Below are 1,846 nucleotides of genomic sequence, written 5' to 3'. Positions count from 1 at the left end.
AAAAGCGATATTAAAACTAATGTTATAGCATTTATTGTTGGTAGTAAGTCAAAAAAAGACACTACACCTCATAAAAAAATTATATTCAAAACTAAAGAAAATGAACGCATTCTTAAAAAAGCATGGATTATAACTTTACTTCCTAAAGGATATGAAAACTCTATTTACGCATTTATCAAAAAACTCATTCCTATTGGAAGAATACTTAAAATACAAAACTATAAGAATGAATACGTCAGAGAATTTAAAGGATAATAAATAAGGAGATTTTATGACTAATCAAGAAAGTCCTGAACAAGATACCGTCGTAAGACATGATGATACAATAGAAATTAGAAACCTCAATAGAAGAACCTCAACTGACCCCTCTGATCTATTGGTTTTAGATGATGGCTTTTCTAGTTGTCATGCAATTACTTTTGATGACTTTCGTAAAGAATTGCATAAAAAAACATTCGTTCAAGGCGAAGGAGTCGATGATTTTAAGCAAATAATACAAACTCTAATTGCAAATGAATTATTACAAAATACAAACTTTATAAATCAAGCTTATCAAAAAGTTATAGAAAAACTCAAAAATAATGAATCCAGTGTTATGGATTCTATTCTTAGTAAAGTTACTAATAAACTTGAATATGATTTATCACAACAAGACACATTGAATACAAATACTTATTTTCTAGGACTTTACTATTCTTCTTTGAAAAAAATAAAGGTTCAAGAACATCTTACCGGTATTAGCGGTAGCTTCAGTGCAACTAGTACTACTATAATAAAACCAGAAAGACAATATTCTGGGGAATATACCAAAACCGTGTATATGTCGAGTTTAAAATATGGTCGTTATGTTTTTGACTTGTCAGATTCGTCACAAACAAATCAAAATTCTGAAATTACCATACAAACAGACAGCTCATATGATGATAAACCTATTTACTTAATTGTCAAAGTTGAAGCAATATCTAGTTCAACTTCTCAAGCTAATAAAATTGTTAATATAAAATACAGCGGCTATTCTTCAAAAAGAACGTTATTTCAACTTTCAAGTGTGAATGGCGGAACAGGTCTGAGATTAAATATTTTAGAAGGTTGGTACATGCAAAAAAACGTTGGGGGTAATCCCTTGCTCCTTAAATTATAATTCCTATTTCCTTTGCTATATTTATGTTTTTGCTATATATTTAACTATACCATTTATTATAAAAAGTGAGGTTAAAGGATTATGCAAAGTCTCAATGCTTTATTGGAACTTTTACTTAATATTGACGGGGGTAAATTGATTATTATTTCTCTATTCATTTTAGGTATGGGTTCATTATTTGTTTTTCTTCTTAAACCAATAACTAAAGATATTATTAACATCTTAGTTACCAAGTTTAAAAGCAAAGACAAAGGCGAAGATTTATGATATTTGGTAAAAGGTTATTACAGTCCAAGTAATATTGGACTGCAATAATTTTTTTTCAGCTACTAAAAAATTACAAAAAATTTGTTTTTTACTTGATAATATTTTGTTTTTGCTATATATTTATTCTTAGGCAATTATGGATAGGAACGCAAGTTGAAAACTACGGTACTTGCAAACTCCATCCGAAAATGGTGCAATGCCTTATGCACCTACAACAAAACAGGATATCCGAAACAAACAAAAATGGATGGGAGCATTAATGCTCCCTCAAATCCAAAAAATCATACAAAATCATAAATATTACAAAATTATTAGGAGAGAACTATAAATGAATTTAAGTACGGCAAAAATAGGTATTGATATACTAAATAAATTTACAGAACTTCTACAAAAAAATAATAATGATAAAAATACATCTACTTATACAAATATCTTTTT

General features: G+C 28.2%; 3 protein-coding genes. All 3 read left to right on the top strand.

Features of this window, described 5'->3' with window-relative positions:
* Positions 1 to 255: DUF735 family protein (locus U880_RS0101825; RefSeq protein WP_024654505.1), on the top strand; the 255-nt coding region annotated here is incomplete at its 5' end.
* Positions 256 to 271: 16 nt separating this feature from the next.
* Positions 272 to 1,141 (top strand): DUF685 domain-containing protein, encoded by an 870-nt coding sequence (locus tag U880_RS0101820; RefSeq protein ID WP_024654532.1) that lies wholly within the window; start codon positions 272 to 274, stop codon positions 1,139 to 1,141.
* Positions 1,142 to 1,222: 81 nt separating this feature from the next.
* Positions 1,223 to 1,408: a BlyA family holin gene (locus U880_RS0101815; protein ID WP_024654531.1), complete on the top strand. Its 186-nt coding sequence runs from the start codon at positions 1,223 to 1,225 to the stop codon at positions 1,406 to 1,408.
* Positions 1,409 to 1,846: the final 438 nt, after the last annotated feature.

The organism is Borrelia hispanica CRI, assembly GCF_000500065.1.
Lineage (GTDB): Bacteria > Spirochaetota > Spirochaetia > Borreliales > Borreliaceae > Borrelia > Borrelia hispanica.
Note: the sequence above shows the minus strand (reverse complement) of the source record. Positions and strands in the feature narration are given on the sequence as shown.